This window comes from Psychrobacter sp. NPDC078409, assembly GCF_050268505.1.
Lineage (GTDB): Bacteria > Pseudomonadota > Gammaproteobacteria > Pseudomonadales > Moraxellaceae > Psychrobacter.
Genome location: NZ_JBNNGW010000003.1, coordinates 168,153 through 191,294 on the forward strand (window position 1 = coordinate 168,153; position 23,142 = coordinate 191,294).

A 23,142-nucleotide genomic window follows, 5' to 3' on the forward strand; every position below is an offset into this window, starting at 1 on the left:
CTGCAATTAGCGCCATACCAGTATTAAAAGTCAAACTTGGCTTTACGAGTGTAGCAAAATTTTTGTATGATGGTCTTTTTGAGGATATCCAATCATGAGCACCACGAATACTGCTGCTAACCAGAACGGTCCAATCACCTCCCCTGCTGGTCAGCCAAAAGTCGGCATTATCATGGGTTCGCAGTCTGACTGGGCAACTATGAGTGCTGCTGCGCAATTGCTTGCAGACTTTGACATTGCTTTTGATTGTGAAGTTGTCTCTGCACACCGTACGCCTGACAGATTATTTGATTATGCCAAAAGCGCAAAAGATAATGGTCTACAAGTGATCATTGCTGGTGCAGGCGGTGCCGCTCATCTGCCGGGCATGTGTGCCAGTCAAACGCCACTACCTGTCTTTGGTGTCCCTGTAAAGTCATCTATGCTGAGTGGTTGGGATAGTTTACTGTCTATCGTACAAATGCCAAAAGGCGTCGCTGTTGGTACTTTGGCGATTGGTGCTGCTGGTGCTTATAACGCTGCCCTACTTGCAATTCAAGTACTGGCATTGCATGATGATACGATTGCTACTAAGCTCGATCAAATGCGCCAGTCTCAGACTGAGACCATTCTCGCCAGCCCAACACCAGGTATTATTAATCCTTAAGTAAATATAAATCGATTAGCTTTTATAGCAGCGTCTTTTATATTGATGGCTTAACGATTTAAGCTATCAATATATACTTTTAAGAAATTCCGATTAGAGATAAGGTGCATACAGTGCACCTTTTCCTATTTTCACCCATTGAGTTTTAGATTTTAATAGCCCAAACACCTTATTCACCTTTATTCAAAGAGCCTGCCATGACTACAGCAAACGCTTATCCTGTTACCCAAACCATTCGTACCATCGGTATTTTAGGCGGTGGTCAGCTTGGTATGATGCTTGCCGAAGCCGCCATGCCACTGGGTTACCAATGCGTATTCTTAGAAGACAATCCAGAATGCCCTGCCAGCCTATACGGTCGTGTCTTTCATAGCGATCAATTAGAAGACTTTATCGCAGCAGCGGATGTCTTTACGTTAGAGTTTGAAAACACGCCAACGTCTACAGTCGAGCAACTGGTTAGCTTGTCAAAATCTGGCAGCAAACAAGGCATGTTCCCACCACTGATTGCGCTTGATATCGCTCAAGATCGTCTAAAAGAAAAGCAGATGTTCAACACACTTGATATTGCAACCGTGCCATTTATGGAAGTCAATTCTGAAGCTGAGCTCAACCACGCTTGCAAAGAATTGGGCCTGCCTATCGTTCTAAAAACCAGCCGAGGTGGTTACGATGGCAAAGGACAGTTCGTTATCAAGCAAGACAGTGACATTAAGGCTGCTTGGCTAGATTTAAAAGACGCCGTCAGTGGTAAAGGGTCACTTACGCCAACACCTGCGCCGTTAATTGCTGAAGGTTTTATTAACTTTAGTCGTGAAGTGTCTATCATTGCAGCAAGAGCGCAAAACGGTCAGGTACGCTGTTACGATTTGGTCGAAAACCATCATCACAACGGTATATTAGCCAAGACTCAAGCACCTGCTGTTGGCACGAGTCACCTGTTTCAACAAGCAACAGACGCCATTACCAAAGTCATGAACCATTTGGACTATGTCGGCGTTATGGCGCTTGAATTGTTCGTCACCAAAGATGCTCGTGGTCATAACGCGATACTAGCAAATGAAATCGCACCACGGGTTCACAACTCTGGACACTGGAGTATCGAAGGCGCTATTACCAGCCAGTTTGAGAACCATATCCGTGCCGTGGTCAACTTGCCATTAGGCGATACAGACAACGTGCATCCTGCGATTATGGTGAATGTACTGGGTCAATATCCTGATATCAGTGCAGTGTTAAATATCGATGGCGCTCATTATCATAGCTATCATAAGGCTGAGCGTGACGATCGCAAGATTGCTCATATCACTTTGATGCCTAACGACGTGACTGATTTAGAGCCTGCTATGGCAAAACTGGTTGCTATCTTGCCAAACAAGGTTGGTCTAGACAAGGAGTATGCAAGTGTAGATACTCAGCCTAGTAAAGCAGACATCGATACTAAGAGTAATGCTAAGAACAGTGTTCAAAACGATGCTACAGCTGATGACCTAGACACTAAAGGCATCCAAGCAGACAACCTGACTGCTCCTTCATCAAAAACTGAGAAGGCCAATAAATAATGCAGATTTGGGTGGACGCAGACTCGGTACCATTGATTGCCAAAGATTTGATTATTAAAACGGCTGAACGTACCAAGACCATGGCCATATTTGTGGCCAATCAGCCGATCAAGCTACGCAAGTCGCCCCTACTTGTTATGACTGTCGTACCGTCAGGGTTCGACAAAGCTGATGATTATATCGTCGAACAGATACAGGCTGGTGACTTGGCTATCACTAGCGATATCCCTTTAGCCAATGACATTTTGGATAAAGGTGGTATGGTACTGACGACGCGCGGCGTGGTCTATGATAAGAACAACATCAAGCAAAAGCTCAATATGCGCGACTTTATGGACACTATGCGTGGTACTGGTGTCCTAGAGTTGCAAGAAATGAGCGGTCAGAAACCTTACGGCGATCGAGATAAAAAAGCCTTTGCCGACGGTCTTAATCGCTTAGTTCGTTAATACTTTTTATCGCTCTATCTGACGGTCAGCCGCCCTTTCATCTATTACATGATGTCATCTGATCAACGTTTACTTCCTTGCAAACTGTATACACTCTATAACCAAACACTATTCAATCAGCACGCTTTATAACGAAGCGTGCTACCTATCTTTGTTACTCTATATTCGGTTTTTAAGATAAATAAACTTACTGAATAATTCAAACAATAGCATTTAAATAAAAATAGGAATAATTATGAAAATTTTAGTCGTTGGTGCAAGTGGTCGAGTGGGCGGTGATTTGGTTAAGCAGTTATTGGCTGATGATCATCAAGTTATTGGCACGACTCGTCAGAAAGAAAAGCTATTTGATAATGATAATTACACTCAGCTAGATTTAGACATTACAGCCAGCAAAGACTCTATTGAAAAACAACTGGATCAGGACATTGAAGCTGTTTACTTTGTTGCAGGATCTGGTGGCAAAAACGTCCTAGAAGTTGACTTGCACGGTGCTGTAAAAACAATGCAGGCTGCACAAGATAAAGGTATTAAACGTTATATTATGCTGAGTTCAGTCTTTTCATTAGAAACTGACAAATGGGATGAAAACCTAGGTATTGCAGACTTAAAAGAATACTACATCTCTAAACACTACGCTGATCACTGGTTAGTGAACAACAGCTCACTTGATTACACTATCGTACAGCCAGGCGCACTAAAAGAACGCGCTGGTACAGGCAAAATCACTATTAATGATACCAGCTCTGGTGAGAATGCAATCGAAGATGTAGCCACAACGCTAGCCGCGGTGCTAACCGCAGATAACACCATAGGCAAAGTCTTCAATCTACACAATGGTGATATCGATATCAATGAAGCAGTTGCTACCGTATAAATAAGTTTAGTAGTACTAAAATTGGTTGTATCTGCTAAATTTTAGAAGCAGCCAATACAAAAGGTCGTTGTCGATTCGCCAATATCTAATTGGTAAATCGGCAACGGCCTTTTTATTATGTATTTAGATTACAACTAATCGAAAAAAGCTCTTTCAATCATGCTTGCCCACTGGGGAAAGAAATAACTTCTTCCAAGCTGCTTGCACCTGTTAATACCATTAGCAATCTATCCATACCGACTGCGATACCGCTACATGGCATCAAATCATTGGATGCAGCTAATAGATATTCATCAATTGGCATTTGAGGTAGGTTATGACGCGCACGTAATTGATTGTCTTGTTCAAAACGGTCACGCAATGCTTGACCATCTGCTAGTTCATCATAAGCATTGGCAATCTCAATTCCATTGATATACAACTCAAAACGTTTTGCTATTTTATTACCGTCTTTGTCCATAGCTGTCTTCGCTAGTGCAGCAGTCGCAGGTGGATACTCTATAATTAATGTCGGCAAATCATGACCTAGGTTTGGCTCCACGGCATGACTGAATAACAAATCTAACCAGCTCTGGCGACGATTTTCTTCGCTATCATCAGCACTATTAAAATCAAACCCTGTCAAACCCATATCTTCTGCCACGGCTTGCAATGCAGTTAAACTCGCTGTCAACGGATGGATGCCCACGAAGTCCATAAAGGCATCGACATAGCGATAATGACTCATCACAATTGAATGACCATAAAGTGCCTCTAACAACTCATTAAGCTCAGTTGCCATCTCGTCCAGACTATAATGAGGTTGATACCATTCAAGCATCGTAAATTCAATATTATGACGCGTACCTATTTCGTTATCACGAAAGACAGGACAAATCTGATAAATAGGTACTTGCCAGCTGGCTAATAAACGCTTCATCGCAAACTCAGGCGAGGTATGCAAATAATAGGTGCGTGGACGGTCTTGATAGGTCACATGAGCTGCTACAGACTGCAAAAAAGTGTCTGTATTGCCTGCTTGGGATAATAGCGGTGTCTGCACTTCCAGCACTTGTCGACTGGTAAAAAACTGCCGAATACTACTGATAAATTGCGCGCGTTGTTGTGCCATCGCAAGTGTCATGGTTGGTGCATAGCTAGGCTTAGAATTAATAAGCTGCGAAGAAATGTTGTTTGCTTGAGTCATTGGGCTCTACTGCGACTGATGAATAATTGGTTGCTAAGTATCTTGTTTAATTAAAACTGCCACTCACGGCGCAAGTGGTAGTCACGTCTCAAACCGTCGAAGTCAGCACCATTTACTTGCTCATCAACTGCTTTATTTCGCAATGAGGTATCATCTTGCATGATGTCATAAAACTTTGGCAGTCTATCCGGATGTGATTTTAGTTCAGACCATAAGAACATATTTAGCGGTAGCAGATTGGACATAGATTGAGTTGGAGGTATCGATAATTTTTCACACAAGACATCATAAATGATTTGTGTGCCACGCAGCTTACCTTCTAGCGTATAGCCAGCGATATGCGGTGTGGCAATAGCAAGTTTGGATAGTAAGCTTGCTGCGACTTTTGGCTCATGCTCAAACACATCTAGCACCACTTGACGGCCAGTACGCTCAATATCTGCTTCAAGCGCACTTTCCTCAATTACAGGCCCGCGCGCACTATTAATTAACATCGTATCGGCAGGCATCATTGCTAATGCAGCTGCGTTAATAAGATGACGTGTTGGGTAATCACTACCTTTAGGGTTCGACGCATTCTTTTCATTGGTTAAAGGCACATGCAGACTGATCACGTCACTTTGGCTAAGCACCTGCTCCAAGCTAGCATTATTAGTTTTAGAGGTTGGCAACAAGGGATCATAACCTAGCACCTGCCAACCCAAATCATAGGCATATTGAGCAAGCGTACTACCGATATTGCCAAGACCAATAACACCTAATGTTAAAGGTGCCGACTGCTGCCAATACTGCGGACGCAAAGTAAAAATAGCCGTCAATACATATTGAGCCACAGAATGCTTACTACAACCAGCCGCATTGGCAAAAGTGATATTGCGAGACGCTAGATAATCTTGATCTACATGGTCGGTACCAATAGTCGCAGACCCAACAAACTGTACACTGTTATTATTAACCAATAGCGCTTCGTTTACTTTCGTCACCGAGCGTATCAGCAATACATCTGGCTGTGCTTCGGCAAGTAGCGCTGCATCAATATCTCGACCAGCGACAGTGATAATTTTAACCCTATGCTCAGTCAGCTGACTAAGCATAGCGTCATTAAAAAAATCATTCAGACTGGCGATGTTGCTGTCCGCTAAAATAGTGATATTTTTAATCGCGCTTAACTTATCGATTTTATTATTCGTCGATTCTGCCATATTCTTATTTGTCATTACTCATCGTCTCTATCGATAATTTTTTACATCGTATTTTCTAGGGCGTGTCTTCATTTCAAAAATGGAGATAAAAATGAGATAAATTGCCGTCAAACAAGAAAAATAGCGTAGATAATATCAGGATATTAAATAGCTATTTGACGATGTTTGGCAAAATTTAGCCATTTTTAGCCCATTTAGATGGCCATCGGGTGAATTGAAGATACGCCCTAATGACTCATTATTCTGGTTCGTGCACAGGATCTATCGCACGAGGGTCAGAAAGCATTACCTCTTGCTGAGCAAATATCTCATTCTTATGCTGCGATATCCACTCGCGCCATACCGCAAGCCCAATAGCCAACACGACAGGCCCGATAAACAAACCGACAAAGCCAAACGCTGTTAGACCACCCAGTACACCAATAAAAATAATGATAAAAGGAATTTTGGTCGCGCCGCTAATGACGATAGGACGAATCAAATTATCCACCCAGCTAATTACTAATACACCCCATAGTGCCAAGCCAATACCTTCAGCAGTATGCCCTTGACTCAATAGCCAAATCGACACACCGCCCCAAACGAATGGTGTGCCAAAGGGAATCAAGGCAATAATAAACGTGACAATGGTCAATAAAATAGGGCTTGGTGCACCAGCGAAGTAATAGCCGATACCAGCCAATAAAGCCTGAGCCAATGCCGTCAGCCCGATACCGTATACCACGGCACGCGTAGTTGTACCCACAGAATCGATGTAGCCGTCGATGCGATTACCGATGATGTTACGCAACGCTTGACGAATTTGCCGAACCAGACTGGTGCCATCTCGGTAAAAAAAGAAGAGCGTCATTAGTGCCATACCGAGTTTGGCCAAACTACTGAACACCACATCGAATGCTATTTTGCCATAATATAAATGCGACTGAACCCAAATGCGAAAAGCTTCTAGCGTCCCTTCTGGGTTTTTATTGATACGCCAAAGTACATCTTTGACTTGCTGACCGATGATAGGCAAATCTTTGAGGGAGTCAGGCACATCTAAGTAACCTACCTTGATACGGTAAATCAAATTACTGATTAAACTCAAAGCTTCTTGCTGCAAGATAAACACACCGATGACCAGTGGCACGCCTATTATCAGTGAGATGCTCACCGTCATAATAGCGGCACTAAAATCTGGGCTCAGCTTCACCTTTTCATGGAAGAAATTATAAATAGGAAAAGTCACATAGGCCAAAATCGCTGCCCACAGCGCTGGTACAATAAAAAACTGCACCACTTGAAAACACAATACGAACAGCACTACTAGCAACGTAATCGCTAATAAGCGCTGAATAATAAATTCTTTTGTCCAGTTTTCAATCATAGCGTATAAACCAAAAGCGGACAGCAAACGATAATTTTGCTGGCGAGTTTATAAATGTGTGATGAATATCAGCTCTTAGACACTGTCTATAAGCTGTATCCATTAGCGAGAGTTGCGAATCATACAAAAAAGCATTGCGTGGAACTTATGAAGTCATATGACGATTAAGTAATATGACTGTTAAATAGTATGACAGTTAAATAGTATGACTGTGCCCAGTTCCATACTACAAATTCACAGCCATTCATTATCATAGACAACACAATAAAAATGCAGTTAGCACGCTTTATTATGCAATAAAGCGTGTGAATTATATAACGCGTTGTTGTAATCTTTACTTACAACTTTGTCTATGCAAGCTTACTAGATGACGACGATAATGACTAGCGCATAATGCATGAATTTAGTGTGTAAAAATGATGTATCGAAAACTGCTTTTATGTTCAGCTTTTAAACTGTTATCTTATAAGGGAATCCACTGGTGCGTTCTATTTGTCGCGACAATTGATGTTATACTAAAGCAATTATTTTAAGCTTTTCAGTGTAGTTAAGTTTATTTGCACATATTTATTTACATCGTTGTCCAGACATCGAATCCTCTGAGCCAGATTTCAACACTCGCTTATATCGTCTTCTTTTAGACTATCATAAGTTCTAATTTTAGAGTGTCGCTATCACTTAGAGTGAGTTACTTGAGCAAAATCATAAGTCCTTTATAAAGGCTTATATGAGATTTAGACTCAGCATATCAGCTCAATATTCGAGCTTGATATGCCAGAGCGCAGTTTTGAGTTAATTTCGGATTTACTTTGATTTTATTTGAAATCAATACAGACACACCAAATTTTAATAATATATCGATAGGAACAATAACAATGTCAAAAGACACTGATAACCCCAACTCTAACACCTCAAACGAAGCCAGTAAGACCAATAAACCACAAGATACTGTCACTTTTGCTTTAGCTCAATCACATTTTTTGGTCGGTGATATCGCAACCAATGTCGAAAAAATGCGTACCCTAGCATTACAAGCACGCGAACAAGGTGCTGACGTAATCGTATTCCCAGAGTTAGCTCTTTTGGGCTACCCTCCACAAGATTTATTGCTACGCCCAAGCTTATCAGGCCGCGTCAAAAGCGCTTTATCTACTTTGAGCGATATTGATGATATCGTCATGATTGTCGGCTATCCACATGTCGATCATCATGGTACGTTTAACTCTGCTGCTATCCTACATAATGGTCATCAAAAAGGCTTTTATCATAAGCAAATTTTGCCAAATTATGGCGTGTTTGATGAGCGTCGCTACTTCGATAAAGGTCGCAATCAAGTTTTATTTGACTATAAAGGCATTACTATTGGTCTGCTTATCTGTGAAGATTTGTGGGAAAAAGGTCCTATCTCTGAGCTTAAAAAACAAGGTGCTGATTTAATCGTAAGCTTAAATGCCTCACCTTTTGAGATTGAAAAACAAGACAATCGCAAAACCATGCTAGCCAAGCGTAGCCGTGAAAACAAACTACCTATCGTCTATGTCAATGCTGTCGGCGGGCAAGACGATCTAGTGTTTGATGGCGGCTCTATGGCTGTACAAGCTGACGGTAGCATTGCTCATGAAGCACCACGCTTTATGAACCAGTTGCTACTGGCTACGTTAGATGTGAAAACTGCTAAGTTTAACGAGCAGACCAAAGCGCCTCTAACCTTGAGCCGTGAATCTGAAATGTATCAGGCGTTAGTCGTCGGTCTACGCGACTATGTCAATCATTCAGGGTTCTCTGGCATTATTGTCGGGTTATCAGGTGGTATTGACTCAGCATTGACACTTTGTATCGCTGTTGATGCGTTAGGCGCTGATAAGGTATATGCGGTCATGATGCCATACGAATACACCTCTCAAATCAGTCTAGAAGATGCTCAAGCCCAAGCACGTCGCTTAAATGTTTCTTACACCGTCTGCCCTATTTTTGACGCTGTCGAAGGCATCCGTCATACGCTAGCGCCGTTGTTCAATAAGTCACCAGCGGATACGACAGAAGAAAACATCCAAGCGCGCGCTCGCGGTGTAATTTTGATGGCATTGTCCAATAAATTCGGTCATTTAGTTATCACAACTGGTAACAAGTCAGAATTGGCTGTTGGTTACTCAACGCTATATGGCGACATGGCTGGCGGCTTTGACGTACTAAAAGACGTATATAAGTCTCAAGTTTATAAATTGGCGAGCTATCGTAACCGTTTAGAAGATACGCCTGTTATTCCTGAGCGCGTTATTACTCGTCCGCCATCGGCTGAATTACGTCCAGATCAAAAAGATCAAGACAGCTTGCCTGACTACGATGTGTTAGATGGTATCTTGACATCATATATCGATGAAGATATGGGCTATCAAGAAATTATTGATAAAGGCTTCGATGCTGAGATGGTCGCTAAAGTCATCAAGATGGTAGACAACAGCGAATACAAACGCTTGCAATCTCCTATCGGTACTAAGATTAGCCACAAAGCTTTTGGACGTGAACGCCGTTATCCATTGGTCAATAAGTGGTCAATCAAAGGTTAGTTACTATGTACCTCTCAACTTCTACTATCTATAAGTTGAGAGGTACTAGTTAGCCAGTTTTACAAGATATCGAATTTTTACTATTAGCTGGGTGCTTGCCCAGCTTTTTTGGTTTTTATCCACAAAAAAACTTTTACACCTAACCCTATTCTTTTTCACACAGTTTCACCAACTATTTTGCCTCAATTATCTTTATTTCTTTTTCGAGTACGTCATGAGTTTGCTAACCGCTAGTGTCTTTCTTCTTTTACTGCTTGCCTTAAGCACCTTTGTCTCTGCTGCTGAGATTGCCATCGCTGCAGGCCGCAAAATCAAGCTTCAAATTATGGCAAAAGAAGGCGATGTTCGCGCACTTGATGTCCTCAATATGCAGGAGCATCCTGGTAGCTTTATCACCGTCGTACAAATAGTACTAAATGCGGTCGCTATTTCAGCTGGTGCCGTGGGTGAATCGGCCATCAGCCCTTATCTCGAGCAGTTATTGAATAGTGAAACGATAGCATCGGTCATATCGTTTGTACTTATCACGAGTTTATTTTCGCTACTTGCCGACCTAATGCCTAGGCGTTTGGCCATGTCAAATGCTGAAACGATAGCGGTACGGCTCGTACGCCCGATGATGTTGTTGATATTTATACTAAAGCCCATTATATGGGTGTTCGATGGGGCTGCAAATATCTTGTTTAAGCTTTTTGGCATCTCAACCATCCGTCAAGATGATATGACACCAGAAGATATTTATGCCGTTATGGATGCAGGTGCTGAAGCGGGTGTACTAAAGAAGCAAGAGCATCACTTGATAGAAAATATCTTTGATATGCAAGAGCGTACCGTCACTTCAGTGATGAATCCTCGAGAAAATATTGTTTACTTTGATACCAAAACAAGTACAGAAGAAGTCGTGAATATCATGATTGAGCAGCCACACAATAAATTTTTGGTCTGCCATGATGATGATTTAGAACATATCGTTGGCTATGTGGAATCTCGTAGCTTTTTAGCTTTGGTTTTGAACCAACAAGAAGTTAGCTTAACGAACAAGACTCTATTGAAACCAGCACTTTTCGTGCCTGATACGTTGTCTTTGTTTGAAGTATTAGAAATGTTTAAATCTACTGGCGCTGATTTTGCAGTCATCGTGAATGAATATGCCCTAGTCGTTGGTGTTATCACCTTAAAGGACGTGATGAGCATTGTGATGGGTGAGTTGGTAACGCTAGAAGAACAACCTATTGTCCAGCGCACTGACAACTCGTGGCTAATCGATGGCATGACCCCTATCGAAGATGTAATTCGTGCATTAGATATCGTCGACTTACCCCGCAGTCAAAATTACGAGACTATCAGTGGATTTATGATGTATATGCTTCGAAAAATCCCTAAAAAGACCGATACGATTGAGTATGCCAATTATCGATTTGAGATTATTGCGACTGATAATCTTAAAATCACGCAGATGCTAGTCACCAAATTAGAAGATGTCATTTAATTTACTGGCTAGTTAAAGGATGCCTAACTAGCCTATTTATATCGTTTTAAGCACGTTGACCAAAGATAGCAGTACCGACACGTACCATCGTTGTGCCGTTTGTTATCGCTTCTGCCATATCACCACTCATACCCATGCTAAGCGTATCCCAGCTACTTAACTCTGGATAGTCGGCTTTGACCTTTTCAAACAACTGCTTAGTTCGAGCAAAGGCATCCGTATTTGCCTTAGCAGGAATAATCATCAAACCTCGCAGTTGTAAGCGCTCGTACCCTTTTATCGCTGTTATCAGCTCTGGCAATTGGGCTGGCAGACATCCTGACTTGCTATCTTCATTATCGATATTTAGTTGGATCAACACATTCAACGATGGCAGGTCAGTTGGTCGCTGGTCATTTAACCGTTTGGCGATGATATCGCGCTCAACCGTTTGCACCCAATCAAAGTGCTCTGCAATGTCACGTGTCTTATTACGTTGAATACTACCGATATAATGCCAAATGATACTCTCGCCTACAGGTTGAGCTTTAAGAGTAGTAATTTTTTCGATGGCTTCTTGTAGATAGTTTTCACCAAAATCATGCTGTCCCTGCTTTGCTAAAGTTGCAATCATATCGGCAGGTTTCGTTTTTGAAACAGCCAGCAGCATAATATTTTCAGCCTGTATGTCAGCATGATCACATGCTTGCTTCATCTGCTTACTAACTAGCTGCCAGTTATCGATAAGTGTCACTTCATCAATATCGCCATTCATTTCCTTCATATTCTGCCCTTATTGCTTGATTAATTTTTTGAATTTTTTTTCTGCAACTTTTATTATAAAAAAAACATAACTATCCGATTTTTAAAAGTAAATTAGAAATAACTTCTATAAGCATTATTTTAAAACGATCCAGTTCTGGTTTTTCTTAATTTAGTAGATGGTTAAATACTCATAGTCTTGTTATGATATTGTTACATGCTTTAACATATGCTGCTGAATATGCTAGTGATGGTAAAGACCTGTACTGGTGAGCTTCTTATCATTTCTTATTATACTAAGGCTATCGATCAATAGTTTACCACGTACTTTTATAGTGTTTTGTCTTACCTAGACTAAGTGATAGGAATATCAAATTATGGCTGAAAAAAATAATCTTAATATCGAAGACTTGCTGCGCTTTACCGTTAAGCATAAGGCGTCAGATTTACATATTTCAGCGGGTATGCCGGCAATGATACGTGTTGATGGTGAAATGACCCGTATCAATATGCCAGAGATGACCCATCAGGTCGTGCATCAGCTTATTTATGACATCATGAATGATAAGCAACGTGCTGACTTTGAAGAGTTTTTTGAAACGGATTTTTCTTTTGAAATTCCTAATCTAGCACGTTTTCGTGTCAACGCTTTTAATCAAAACCGCGGTGCAGGTGCTGTATTTCGTACCATTCCTTCCAAAGTATTAACGATGGAAGACTTAGGTATGGGCGATGTCTTTAGACGCGTTTCAGACTTTAAGCGTGGTGTGGTATTGGTAACGGGCCCAACAGGTTCAGGTAAATCGACAACACTTGCGGCGATGATTGATTATATTAACGAAAGCCGTAAAGAGCATATTTTAACTATCGAAGACCCGATTGAATTTGTACATCAATCTAAAAAAAGCTTGATCAATCAGCGTGAAGTACACCGTGATACTTTGGGTTTTGAGCCAGCACTGCGCTCTGCCCTACGTGAAGATCCCGATGTTATCTTGGTAGGTGAGCTACGTGACCTTGAGACTATCCGTTTGGCATTGACGGCTGCAGAGACTGGTCACTTAGTGTTCGGCACCTTGCATACCAGCTCAGCGGCTAAAACGATTGACCGTGTTATTGATGTATTCCCAGCTGCTGAAAAAGATATGATTCGCGCGATGCTGTCAGAATCATTGCAAGCTGTTATTTCACAGACATTGCTGCGTCGTCAAGCAGGCGGGCGTATAGCTGCCCATGAAATCATGATAGGCACCCCTGCTATCCGTAACTTGATACGTGAGAACAAAATCGCTCAGATGTATTCTGCTATCCAAACGGGTGCAGGCGATGGCATGATTACCCTCGATCAGACGTTAAAGAACTTGGTAAGCAAAGGAACCATTAGCAAAGATGTTGCGCGTCCTTATGCCAAGCAGCCTGAAGCATTTTTATAGTAATGACAGACAGTATTGACAGATATTACTAAAAATAATAAACAAATTATCGTCTCTGTAATTACTTTCTTACTTTTTATTGACGTATTTAAAATATGATTTTAATTGACTTACATCTGGTATAGGTGCGATATGGACATTGATAAACTATTACAGTTGATGATCAGCAAAAATGGCTCTGACCTTTTTATTACTGCTGACGTAGCACCTTCCATGAAAGTGAATGGAAAAATTTTACCTGTCGGTAGGACACCTTTGAGTGCTGAGCAAACCATGAGATTGGTCAAAGGTGTAATGACGCCAAGCCAGCAAAAAGAGTTTGAAGAAACCAATGAGTGTCAATTCGCGATCTCTGATGAAGCGCAGCAAGCACGCTTTCGAGTCAGTGCATTTGTACAACGCGATATGGCAGGAATGATTTTACGGAAAATTGAAAACAACATCCCAACAGTTGAAGAATTACGTTTACCGCCAGCGCTAAAAGAATTGGCCATGAAAAAACGCGGTATTGTTTTATTAGTTGGCGCAACAGGTACAGGTAAATCTACTACCCTTGCTGCAATGATAGGACATCGCAATCAAAACTCTCATGGTCATATCATCACGATAGAAGACCCTATTGAGTTTGTTCATAAGCATCGCGGCTGTATTATTACCCAACGTGAAGTTGGTATCGACACCCATTCATTTGAAGCAGGCTTAAAAAACACGCTACGCCAAGCACCCGATGTTATCTTAATCGGCGAGATTCGTAACCGTGAAGTCATGAACTACGCTATCCAGTACGCTGAGACAGGTCATCTAGTGTTTGCAACGTTGCACGCAAACAATGCTAACCAAGCAATTGATCGTATCATTCACTTCTTTGAAACCAATCGCCATAACCAGTTATTTATGGATTTGTCGTTGAACTTGCAAGCTATTATCGCGCAGCAACTTATTCCCACACCCGATGGTAAAGGACGACGCGCTGCTATTGAGATTTTGCTAAATTCGCAGCTGATTAGTGACTATATTCGTAAAGGGGAAGTCCATGAAATCAAAGATGTGATGACACGCTCACGAGACAGTGGCATGCAAACCTTTGATCAGGCACTTTTTGATTTGTATGAACAAGGAGAGATAACGTATAAAGAAGCGATTCTACATGCCGACTCCCCTAACGATCTACGCCTAAAAATTAAGCTCAGTAGCAAAAACGGTAAGGCAAATTTAGATGAAGGTGCTGATAGTTTATCGTTAGATGTGAGCTAAATTATTGCGCTTTCTAGGCATAATAGATATATAAAAAAAAGCCCTCGTTATAAATAACGAGGGGTTTTTTATTGTTCGATATCGTAGTACTGGCAGAAACAATCATTGCTAATGATATAGCAGAAAGTTACTTCGCGCTATCTCTACAGGCTTGATCCGCACAAATGCCATATAGCACAAGAGAATGCCCAGAAAGTTTAAAGCCATGTTTTTCTGCTACTTTTAGTTGTTCTTCTTCAATGACCTCATTATGAAACTCTATAATCTTGCCACACACATCACAAACTAGGTGATCGTGATGCTCTTCTTGGGTAATCTCAAATACAGATAGATTGTTTTCGAAGTTATGACGCTCAACAATACCTGCCTGCTCAAACTGTGTTAGTACACGATAGACAGTGGCAAGACCTACGTCTTCACCTTGCTCGATAAGTGCCTTATACACTTCTTCTGCACTCATATGATGCAGCTCTGCGCTTTCTAATAGCTCTAAAATTTTGATACGAGGTAACGTGACCTTGAGTCCTGCTCTACGTAAATCTTGATTGGTAAAAGAAGCCATAATATCCCTTTTGACTGTAACAGCCTTAACAAATAGAAAATATGAGATAAATAATCAACAAAGATTATTTTTATTTAATATAAAGTAAATGATTAATAATAAACTGATGAAACTTATGCAGACATCTCTCTTATTATTTTCTAAATATTGAGATGCAAGCCTATGAATTTAAAATATAATTAATCTAACTATTCATATTGTGTTTGGTAAATAATGTCGTAAGTGGTAGGCAATTGCAAGTAAATGACGTATCATTTGTCCAAGATTGTTGGTCAGACTGGTACGACCTAACGCTGGCCACACCTAATTCATTTCTTATGAGTCATCTTACCATGATAAAGACATTAAATTTCCGTCCGTTAAGCCACACCAGCGCATTACGTAAGATCGTTATCACCAGTATGCTTAGCGCTACTGTTGCTATGTCTGGCTGCTCATTATTGAGTGTTTATAAGATTGATTTGCCTCAAGGCACAGCGATTACGCAAACCCAAGCTCAAAAGCTAAAAGTGGGTATGAATCAAAACCAAGTTCTTTATACTCTTGGTAGCCCTGCGATTCGAGATACTCTTGAGCCTAAACGCTGGGATTATATCTATGACTACAAAGCAGGTACTGAAGGTAGCCGTAAAGGCATCGCAGATGTCAAAAACGCCAGCCAGCATTTAGTTGTTTACTTTGATGATAATGGTTTGGTCACGCGCATCGAAGGTATTGAGAGTCTGCCAGCATCATAGTTAGCGAAACCTATTAGCTTAGATAGTTAACGGTTAGCTACGAGATTTATTTTTGCGCTGAGACATAGGATCAGCGCTTAAACTACGATATACCTCGATACGGTCGAAAGGCTGTAGCAAATAGCTTAATGGCTGTTTCTGTGCATAAATTCCCACATGCCAACGTTTCGCAGTTGGCGTGGTGATATCTATTACTTGCTCACACCACGCTGCCAGTTCTACAAATTTCTCAAGCCATCCTGCTTGCGCCAATGCTTCATGCAAACTAGTACCTTGTCTAACCTTCAAAGCTAGATAATGCTGGCGCTGCTCATCTTCAGCATACGCCAGATATACGGTCACTAGATCAGCTTGCGTAGACTGTGGCACGCTGCTGTCACGACCTTCAACTGTTAGCTCAACCACTGCATTACCCAACCTACCAGTGCTAGCAGCAATGCTAATGGTACGACTAAACGTATCGCCACTCGCCACAAGTTATAAACTGCTTCATTGCTGAAATTTAACGACTTACGTAGATGGCTAATCTTCATCTGCCAACCAGCAAATACTGATAGCAATAGTACAGCAATGCTACTAATAATGACTAAGATGCCAACTAACCATGCTGTCGGAATCGCAACCACTAATAGTAACGCTACAGCAAAAGTGATTATCAAACTAACCAATAATCCAAACTTATGCGTTAACTGCTGCGTGCTGTAATGTAGCAAGTAACTGGCTACAAATAACACCCCGCCCCAATATAACAGTTGTCCAATTGGCGGTAGCGACATACCGCTAGTAAATAAAGCCACTACTCCTATCAAAAGTTGCAATACCCAAATCGGTAACACTAACTTGGTTGCACGGTACTCACGAGTAGCAACTCTGTTTTTTGCTTGCTGATTGTTGGCTTCTACCGCTGTGACTGTCTGCTTACTCACTAGGTTTTGACCGAACCAGTATAATCCTGTACCCGCACCGACACTCACTAATGCTAACGCGACTGCGCGTGCCCATTCCGTCAAACTGACATCAGTCATGGCAAAACCAGCATTTGGCACACCGTTTGCGAACCCTAGCAGCAACCCTATTACCATCAATCCTAAACCAATAGGTAATGGCGCAATACCCAGCAAGCTTAAAAGTACCGCGATGACCATCAGGCCTGCAGCAACTGCGAAGCTAGGTACATCGGGTACGCTATTTAGCTCAGTTAATGCAGACAATATACCTGTACTTGCGCCAGATATAACCAACGCTGCAATCAGAATAGAGACCAGCGCCGCTAACCAACCAAAGCTGCGCCAGATCGGACTGACATCTGCTTCACGAGTAAGCTTTTGCATACCTGCTAGAGGTCCTTCGACACTGCGATAGGCCAATGCTATCTCAGCATAAATGACTGGCAGCGCAACCAATACCATGGCTAATAGCCATAGTAACCAAAAGTCGATCTCACCAATTGACGCAGGTGCAAACCAACGAAATAGCAATAACGGTAGTAACGCCGCGATAAAATAAGAAGCATAACGGATCATCATAATTTCAATCCAAACGATCTAATACCATTCACAAAAACTAGAGTAGCAAACAAAAAACGCGCCATTACCACGCATGGTAGACCGAACATGTTTGACACGGCTAATCGTATTTTGAAAACTGGTATAAAGTGAATAACGATAATTTATAATTATACAGAGCAACGACTGGCTTCTGTAAGTGAATTCAGCTAAATACTGTCTTAATATAAGGGACAAACAGTTATAAAAAAACCCCGAAATCGGGGTTTAGTCATTCAGATATAATCAATATGCGATTCAGTAGTCAGTGGCCTTACTCAATGGCCTTCTATGCAACGCAAAGCATGTATCAGATATTGAATCAGTGCGACTCAATTAGTGAATAGCACTTACATAGTCTGACAGGATACGAATGTCACGATCTGATAGTTTCGATGCAACCGTTTGCATCATACCCATCTCGCCTTCTTTGGCTGCATCATTGACTCGTTTTTGATCATCACTATCGATATCATCAACACGTCCAGCGGCACGGAATAGTTTTAGCTGAGTAGCAATATACTGAGCGTGCTGTCCGCCTAGCTTTGGAAATGCAGCCCAAGTATTACCTGCAGCATCTGGACCATGACAGCCGGCACAACCAATAACACCGCGCGACTTATCACCGCCCAAGAATAGCTTAGTCGCTTCTTGATTGGTTGCAGGATTGCCGTAGCCAACGCCCCAAGGCGCTTGACTGGCGTAATAACCTGCTACGTTTGCTAGGTCTTGCTGAGACAGATTAGCAACTTGTGACTGCATGATACCGTTTTTGCGATAGCCTGCTTTAAAGTTGACTAGCTGTTTATATAGGTACTTTACGTTTTGGCCGCCAAGGTTTGGCTGTGCAGGAACAATGCTGACCCCATTAAGACCATGACAAGCGGCACAAACGGTTTCTGCAACTTTTTGACCTGCATTGACGTCATATTCAGGAACAATAATAGCAGCTTGTACGCTGAAACTTGCAACGCATAAGCTGGCAGCAGCGATTAACTTTTTCATTGATACAAATCCTACTAGCTCGGCGTAAGCATTATTTAGAGTGATTGCACTGGTAAGATACCTGATATAGCCGTCTCTTTAATCATGAGAATGGCGTATATTTTGAGGTCTTGGACACAAGCAGTCTGAAAGTACTTACTAACATCAGGGTTTATTTTCGATTATTATAGCAAGACTTTGTATCATTTGCCTACTTAATCATAGTATCCATCAGTTTTCTGGCAACACAATATACAATATGACGCAAAAACAAAAAGCGCAGATAGGTTGTTAACCCAGCGCTTTATTTTATATGTTCAAATTATATTTATAAGTCGATTATTTGCTCATATATTCGATAAGTTTACGATAGTCGTCATCACTACATTTGTCGCAAAGACCACCTGCTGGCATCTGCGGCATACCACCTTTAACAGACTTAATGAGTGTCGGCATACTTTTTTGTTTAATCAGCTGTTGCCATTTGGCACTATCACCTTTTTTGATGGCATTTAACGCCCCACTATCGTGACAGGCTGCACATGAGTTATTATAGGTAGTGGCGATATCCGCCGCACTTGCGCTGCTAATCACAATGCCACTTAATAATAGTGCAGCACTGCCAGCCGTTATAGCGCGATAACTCGTGCTAAGAAGTTTACTGATTGAAAACATAGAGCACCTCCTCGTGATATTTCACGTGTCTCATCAATCGTTCTATTAAACGTCTCTCGTTAAACATTGTAACAATATATGTCATATAAACATAGAGAATATGGATATGGCTTTGTTAAAGCTAAGAACTTGTCTTAATGACTAACCAACTTTAATGTTATCCTACTATTTATATGATGCTAATCGCAGTTATTTCAATAAGTAAGACACGGAATAGTATAGAATAGCTAGTAATATTAAATAGCTACTTTTATGATTTGCATATAACTGTATTAATAAAAAATAGCCTTTTACCTTGATTTACCTATTGCTTTACCAATTACTTGACCGCACCGATGACTTGAATCATCGGCTGACTAAAATTTTATAATCGCATCCAATTTTTTAAGATTAATGAGCCATTTATGAGTACCCCGTTTAACGATGTCGCCGCTGAACATGCCTTGTTCAATACCAAATCTCGTCAGAAAATTCAGCAAACTGAGTTTATGATGTCAGCACCTACTTTTCGTCTCTGTCCGCCTGACATGGGATTGGAAGTCGCTTTTGCAGGTCGCTCAAACGCTGGCAAATCATCAGCCATCAACGCCCTAACCAATCAGCGTCAATTGGCTCGCTCGTCTAAAACGCCTGGACGCACGCAGATGATTAACTTTTTTAGTATCGGTGATACTGACAGACGTTTGGTTGATTTGCCTGGTTACGGCTATGCAGCTGTTCCGCTAGAGATGAAAAAAGAATGGCAAGTTGAGCTAGAAGAATACTTGGTATCACGCTCAAGCCTTGCAGGTCTGGTACTGATGACAGATATTCGCCATCCGCTTAAGTTTTTTGATGAGCAAATGCTGCACTGGGCAAACGATGGTGAACTACCAGTACATATTCTGCTGACCAAAGCAGATAAACTGAAGTACGGTGCTTCTAAGAACGCCCTCCTTGAGACTCGTAAACGCCTGAAAAAACTGGGCTTAGACTGTACCATTCAGTTATTTTCAGCCCTTCGAAAAGAAGGTCTCGATGAGTTGGCTGGAATAATGGGCAACTGGTATGAGTATCAGCTTGATGCAGACAAAATCATTGAGTCTTCTTTTGCATTGCTAGAAGGCGCTGAGTTAGAAGACGCTATTGAAAAAGAAAGCGGTGAAAAAGAGAGCGTTGATAAAGAAAACAAATAGATATCGTTGTCTTTAGCAAAAAAGGGTTTATCGCTATTACGATAAACCCTTTTTTATTGCCTGTTTATTCACTCATTATTATCATCGGTATGCTATAAAAATAACGAGGATTATAAAAACAGCTCTACCCGCATAACAAGTCTACTAGCGCTTGTGGAGTATCAACCTGATAGGTTGGATTTTGCTCCGCAAGCTCTGCACTCGTTGCTGTACCATAGTTCACCGCTATACTGGTCATGCCTAATGCTGTTGCCATTTGAATGTCATAGATACTGTCACCGATAAATACTGCATCAGAAACCTGCTGCTGCGTGTATTCCAAAATATCGGTCAACATCTGCGGATCAGGTTTTGAGCCTGACTCATCAGCACAACGCGTAATCGCAAAGTAATCATGGCTATCTGAGGCATCTAATACACGATCTAGCCCTTTTCTTTTTTTACCCGTTGCTACGGCGAGCGTTTTGCTTTGCTGTTGCAAAGTTTGCAACATATGCTCTATCGGTTCAAAGAGCGGCGTACTATGACTGTTAGCAATATAGTACTCTGCATAGGTTTGCTGAATCTCAAGCAACTGCGTATCGTTTGCCTGCGGATATAAAATCTTAATACCATTCATTAAACTCAGACCAATGATATCTTTTACGGCTTTATCAGTCGTCTCAAACCCGTGTGCTTCGCCAGCCACATGCATAGACTCAACAATCAGGCCGATTGAATCCATTAGCGTGCCGTCCCAATCAAAAATAATTAATGTCTTATCAGACAGATTGTGTTCTGCTGATGGTTGAGCATTTATAACACACTCTGAAGTTGTAGCTGGTTTGGTCATGGGTTTACCTTAATGAATAACAATAATAAATAGCAGATACTAAAACGTCACGGTGGCTTATTCGTAAAAATAAGATATCGTGACGTTTAGGAAAATACAAAAATAGTTTGGCTTAAGAGTTTATTTTGAAAAACTATTCAGGCAATTTCGTTGTTTCTGGTAACCAATCTGCCATATCGTCTGGCAATGGCGCAGTAATGGTCTTGTAGCCTGGAATGTCTAAGCGCCATGCATGGAGACACAGACGATGGACGCCTGATTTATCATGAACGTTATATTTGTCATCACCCAAAATGGCATGACCGATATGCGCTAAATGCACACGGATTTGATGAGTGCGACCCGTTAATGGCTTGGCTTCAATCAAGCTTACTGGCTGACTATTAATCGTAAAGCGATTATGAATAATAATATCAGTCTGGCTTTCTTTCGCTTGTGGATCTTGGCTATCTACTTTTACTCGGCGCTCACCACTGGCAAGCGTGTAACGTAGCAATGGCGCATTGATACGCTGCTCATTAAGCGCAGGCTGCCCTTTAGCAAGACATAGATAGTGCTTTTGAATGGTCTTGTCTACCAAATGTTGCTGCAATACTTTAAGCGTTGAGCGTTTTTTGGAAATCATCAGTAGCCCTGATGTGTCTTTATCAATGCGATGGATCAGCTCTAGGTACTTCTTACCCGTCACTTCACGCATGGCTTCGATGACCCCAAAGTCCAAGCCACTGCCGCCATGCACAGCGATACCAGAGGGCTTATTTAGCACTAGCAAACCGTCATCTTCATAGACCACGCGCGCCAGCAAGCTTTTGGCAAACTCGGTACTAATAATTGGTTTTTCGCGCGTTGCTAGCTCTACAGGGGCAATACGCACGACATCTTCGCGCTGCACTCTATCGTGTGCTTTGCAGCGCTTATTATTGACGCGTACCTCATCTGAGCGAATCATTTTGTAGATATGCGATTTTGGCAAACCTTTTAAACGGTTTAACAAAAAATTATCCAAGCGCTGATCGTGTTGATGGCGCGTTACTTCGAGGTAGTTCACCTTACCGAAGTTGCTAATCTCATCGTCAGCGCTTTGTGGGCGTGTTTTGCTATTAAAAATAGCAGGGGCTTCATGGGTAGTAGCGTCGTCAGTCATTTTTGAGTTTGTCATTTTTAGTTAGGTATTTACACAAAGATTTGCTATAGTTTAGCATGTTGAGCGACAATTAAGCAGAGGCGACAGCAATAATCATTGTTGTTACAAATAGTTGACCACCATTTTATTGCTTGTCAGTTTTCTACTACTTGCCAGTAAAGCGGTTGACACTATTTATCCTGCTGACCTGACACGTTTCATCTAATTTTAGGGCGCGTTATTTATTTAGAGGTATTACTTACCAAATATAGCCCTACAAATTAAAAATACTGTACTGAATGTTATTCGGTACCATAAAATAAATAGTGACACTAAATACCATCGCATTAATAACGCTGATAATAAATCAGCTTATTAACCGGTTACAACACAACACTGACTCACTAATTGCATGACAACGACCGTACTCGATAACCAATCATTATCTAATGACTATTTATCTGATGGTTCTTTATGCCAGCATAGTTGAGCAAGTATGGGTAGTTTAGCGTTAGGATCGAAAAGTATATCGATAGCTGCCTAAGTATTGGTGGTCAAACAGATGACGATAACAATGTAAATACGATACCACGCTGACAAGCTGGTCCATTACTCTGTTTGCCAAGTACGCCCCGCTGATAACAAAAGCTGCGACACCTAACTTTGAAACACCCAAGATATTATTGACGTTATACAAAGAACGATAAACAAAGAGTAACCAATTGCTTCGCCTGAACA

General features: G+C 41.4%; 21 protein-coding genes. 10 read left to right on the forward strand and 11 right to left on the reverse strand.

Annotated features, from left to right (window positions below):
• Nucleotides 1-94 precede the first annotated feature (94 nt).
• The 4 genes from purE to ACQKC9_RS06710 all read left to right on the forward strand — a co-directional run bounded on the left by purE (nt 95) and on the right by ACQKC9_RS06710 (nt 3,534).
• On the forward strand, nt 95-646 hold the full coding sequence (gene purE, locus ACQKC9_RS06695) for a 5-(carboxyamino)imidazole ribonucleotide mutase (RefSeq protein ID WP_082624535.1): 552 nt from the start codon (nt 95-97) through the stop codon (nt 644-646).
• Between the two features lie 197 nt (nt 647-843).
• Nucleotides 844-2,208, forward strand: a complete 1,365-nt coding sequence (locus ACQKC9_RS06700; RefSeq protein WP_427621071.1) for a 5-(carboxyamino)imidazole ribonucleotide synthase — start codon at nt 844-846, stop codon at nt 2,206-2,208.
• A complete protein-coding gene (locus tag ACQKC9_RS06705; protein WP_102093310.1) occupies nt 2,208-2,657 on the forward strand; it encodes a YaiI/YqxD family protein in 450 nt (149 codons plus the stop codon). The genes ACQKC9_RS06700 and ACQKC9_RS06705 overlap by 1 nt, the downstream gene beginning before the upstream one ends.
• 235 nt (nt 2,658-2,892) lie before the next feature.
• Complete coding sequence (locus ACQKC9_RS06710; RefSeq protein ID WP_427621072.1) at nt 2,893-3,534, forward strand: NAD(P)H-binding protein; 642 nt, start codon at nt 2,893-2,895, stop codon at nt 3,532-3,534.
• 157 nt (nt 3,535-3,691) lie between these two features.
• On the opposite strand, the gene epmA is transcribed toward ACQKC9_RS06710, so the two are convergent.
• From epmA to ACQKC9_RS06725, 3 genes are all read right to left on the reverse strand, one after another.
• Complete coding sequence (gene epmA, locus ACQKC9_RS06715) at nt 3,692-4,720, reverse strand: EF-P lysine aminoacylase EpmA (RefSeq protein ID WP_427621073.1); 1,029 nt, start codon at nt 4,718-4,720, stop codon at nt 3,692-3,694.
• A gap of 50 nt (nt 4,721-4,770) precedes the next feature.
• Nucleotides 4,771-5,880: a 4-phosphoerythronate dehydrogenase gene (locus ACQKC9_RS06720; RefSeq protein ID WP_427621414.1), complete on the reverse strand. Its 1,110-nt coding sequence runs from the start codon at nt 5,878-5,880 to the stop codon at nt 4,771-4,773.
• Nucleotides 5,881-6,160: 280 nt separating this feature from the next.
• Nucleotides 6,161-7,288 (reverse strand): AI-2E family transporter, encoded by a 1,128-nt coding sequence (locus ACQKC9_RS06725; protein WP_057758261.1) that lies wholly within the window; start codon nt 7,286-7,288, stop codon nt 6,161-6,163.
• An 875-nt stretch (nt 7,289-8,163) separates the two neighbouring features.
• Here ACQKC9_RS06725 and ACQKC9_RS06730 point away from each other — a divergent pair.
• Together ACQKC9_RS06730 and ACQKC9_RS06735 are read left to right on the forward strand one after the other, a co-directional pair.
• Nucleotides 8,164-9,855 (forward strand): NAD+ synthase, encoded by a 1,692-nt coding sequence (locus ACQKC9_RS06730; protein ID WP_201548552.1) that lies wholly within the window; start codon nt 8,164-8,166, stop codon nt 9,853-9,855.
• Nucleotides 9,856-10,069: 214 nt separating this feature from the next.
• Nucleotides 10,070-11,344: a hemolysin family protein gene (locus tag ACQKC9_RS06735; protein WP_057758257.1), complete on the forward strand. Its 1,275-nt coding sequence runs from the start codon at nt 10,070-10,072 to the stop codon at nt 11,342-11,344.
• A gap of 46 nt (nt 11,345-11,390) precedes the next feature.
• Here ACQKC9_RS06735 and ACQKC9_RS06740 read toward each other — a convergent pair whose 3' ends face one another.
• Nucleotides 11,391-12,098: a YggS family pyridoxal phosphate-dependent enzyme gene (locus tag ACQKC9_RS06740; RefSeq protein ID WP_427621415.1), complete on the reverse strand. Its 708-nt coding sequence runs from the start codon at nt 12,096-12,098 to the stop codon at nt 11,391-11,393.
• A 364-nt stretch (nt 12,099-12,462) separates the two neighbouring features.
• Between ACQKC9_RS06740 and ACQKC9_RS06745 the strand changes: the two genes are divergently transcribed.
• Complete coding sequence (locus ACQKC9_RS06745; protein WP_057758253.1) at nt 12,463-13,518, forward strand: type IV pilus twitching motility protein PilT; 1,056 nt, start codon at nt 12,463-12,465, stop codon at nt 13,516-13,518.
• A gap of 132 nt (nt 13,519-13,650) precedes the next feature.
• Nucleotides 13,651-14,772, forward strand: a complete 1,122-nt coding sequence (locus ACQKC9_RS06750; RefSeq protein WP_101205533.1) for a PilT/PilU family type 4a pilus ATPase — start codon at nt 13,651-13,653, stop codon at nt 14,770-14,772.
• A gap of 127 nt (nt 14,773-14,899) precedes the next feature.
• Here the strand turns inward: ACQKC9_RS06750 and fur are convergent, their stop codons facing one another.
• Nucleotides 14,900-15,334: a ferric iron uptake transcriptional regulator gene (fur, locus tag ACQKC9_RS06755; protein WP_057758249.1), complete on the reverse strand. Its 435-nt coding sequence runs from the start codon at nt 15,332-15,334 to the stop codon at nt 14,900-14,902.
• Nucleotides 15,335-15,651: 317 nt separating this feature from the next.
• Here fur and ACQKC9_RS06760 point away from each other — a divergent pair, with 317 nt between their 5' ends.
• The gene (locus tag ACQKC9_RS06760; protein ID WP_057758247.1) at nt 15,652-16,071 is read left to right on the forward strand and encodes an outer membrane protein assembly factor BamE; all 420 of its coding nucleotides are present in this window, start codon (nt 15,652-15,654) and stop codon (nt 16,069-16,071) included.
• 33 nt (nt 16,072-16,104) lie between these two features.
• On the opposite strand, the gene ACQKC9_RS06765 is transcribed toward ACQKC9_RS06760, so the two are convergent.
• From ACQKC9_RS06765 to ACQKC9_RS06780, 4 genes are all read right to left on the reverse strand, one after another.
• Nucleotides 16,105-16,476, reverse strand: a complete 372-nt coding sequence (locus tag ACQKC9_RS06765; RefSeq protein WP_427621075.1) for an RnfH family protein — start codon at nt 16,474-16,476, stop codon at nt 16,105-16,107.
• Nucleotides 16,464-17,597: a hypothetical protein gene (locus ACQKC9_RS06770; protein WP_427621076.1), complete on the reverse strand. Its 1,134-nt coding sequence runs from the start codon at nt 17,595-17,597 to the stop codon at nt 16,464-16,466. Before ACQKC9_RS06770 ends, ACQKC9_RS06765 begins: the two co-directional genes overlap by 13 nt.
• 354 nt (nt 17,598-17,951) lie before the next feature.
• A complete protein-coding gene (locus ACQKC9_RS06775) occupies nt 17,952-18,620 on the reverse strand; it encodes a c-type cytochrome (RefSeq protein ID WP_101205531.1) in 669 nt (222 codons plus the stop codon).
• Between the two features lie 318 nt (nt 18,621-18,938).
• Complete coding sequence (locus ACQKC9_RS06780) at nt 18,939-19,274, reverse strand: c-type cytochrome (protein ID WP_160021099.1); 336 nt, start codon at nt 19,272-19,274, stop codon at nt 18,939-18,941.
• 404 nt (nt 19,275-19,678) lie between these two features.
• Between ACQKC9_RS06780 and yihA the strand changes: the two genes are divergently transcribed.
• On the forward strand, nt 19,679-20,449 hold the full coding sequence (gene yihA, locus ACQKC9_RS06785) for a ribosome biogenesis GTP-binding protein YihA/YsxC (RefSeq protein WP_427621077.1): 771 nt from the start codon (nt 19,679-19,681) through the stop codon (nt 20,447-20,449).
• A 124-nt stretch (nt 20,450-20,573) separates the two neighbouring features.
• On the opposite strand, the gene ACQKC9_RS06790 is transcribed toward yihA, so the two are convergent.
• Together ACQKC9_RS06790 and ACQKC9_RS06795 are read right to left on the reverse strand one after the other, a co-directional pair.
• Nucleotides 20,574-21,281, reverse strand: a complete 708-nt coding sequence (locus ACQKC9_RS06790) for an HAD family hydrolase (protein ID WP_427621078.1) — start codon at nt 21,279-21,281, stop codon at nt 20,574-20,576.
• A 133-nt stretch (nt 21,282-21,414) separates the two neighbouring features.
• On the reverse strand, nt 21,415-22,425 hold the full coding sequence (locus ACQKC9_RS06795; protein ID WP_191114660.1) for an RluA family pseudouridine synthase: 1,011 nt from the start codon (nt 22,423-22,425) through the stop codon (nt 21,415-21,417).
• Nucleotides 22,426-23,142: the final 717 nt, after the last annotated feature.